The 1,065-nt window shown below is 69.1% G+C and carries 1 protein-coding gene; it reads right to left on the bottom strand.

Annotation, left to right across the window (positions count from 1 at the left end; translation table 11 throughout):
• On the bottom strand, positions 1 to 1,003 hold a 1,003-nt coding region (locus SPR02S_RS58785), incomplete at its 3' end, for an acyltransferase domain-containing protein (RefSeq protein ID WP_158698040.1).
• Positions 1,004 to 1,065 lie beyond the last annotated feature (62 nt).

Below are 1,065 nucleotides of genomic sequence, written 5' to 3'. Positions count from 1 at the left end.
CCCGAGCACCGCTGCCGGCGTAGAACGCGGGCCAGTCGACACCGATTCCGGCCGTGTACGCCTGACCCAGGAACGCGGCGAAGGCCTCCGGCTCACTCTGCCGGGCCCGCAGCACCGCAACCACCACCGCCGTCTCCCCGGCCTCCTCCAACACCTCACGGGCCAGCGCCGTCAGCGACCCGTCCGGACCGACCTCCACAAACCGCGTCACGCCCGCCTCGGCGAGCGCCGCAATGCCGTCGGCGAACCGGACCGCCTCACGGGCATGCCGTACCCAATACACCGGATCCGCCAGCTCACCCGGCCCGGTCAGGGCACCCGTCACATTCGACACCACCGGAATCACCGGCTCGGCGAACTGCAACTGGCCCACCACATCAGCGAATTCACCCAGCATCGGCTCCACCAGCGCCGAGTGGAACGCATGCGACACCCGCAGCTTCGTTGTCCTACGACCCTGCCAGAGAGGCAGCTGCAGCCACTCCTCCAACACCTCCTGCCCACCGGAAACCACCACAGCACGCGGACCATTCACCGCCGCCACCGACAACCGGCCCCCGAACCCAGCCAGCGACTCGCGCACTTCCGCTTCAGTCGCCCGGACAGCCGCCATCGCACCACCCACCGGCAACCCGCCCATCAACCGGCCCCGAGCAGCCACCAGTACACACGCATCAGACAGCGACAGCACTCCCGCCACATGCGCTGCCGCCACCTCACCCACCGAATGCCCGACCAGGAAATCCGCCCGCACACCCAGCGACTCCAGCAGCCGAAACAGCGCAACCTCCACAGCGAACAGCCCGGCCTGCGTGAACTGCGTGTCATTCAGCAACCCCGCCCCAGCAGAACCCTCCTCCGCCGCCAACACCTCCGTCAACGGCCGCTCCAGCAGCGGATCCAGCTCCCCGCACACCTCCTCCAACGCCCGCGCGAACACCGGGAACACCCGCGCCAACCCCACACCCATCCGCGCCCGCTGCGCCCCCTGCCCCGAGAACACAAACGCCGTCTTCCCCGACAACGCACAACCCACAACCGAACCCGGCTCACCAGCCGACAACG

It is taken from the genome of Streptomyces prunicolor NBRC 13075, assembly GCF_000367365.1.
Classification (GTDB): Bacteria; Actinomycetota; Actinomycetes; order Streptomycetales; family Streptomycetaceae; genus Streptomyces; species Streptomyces prunicolor.
Note: the sequence above shows the minus strand (reverse complement) of the source record. Positions and strands in the feature narration are given on the sequence as shown.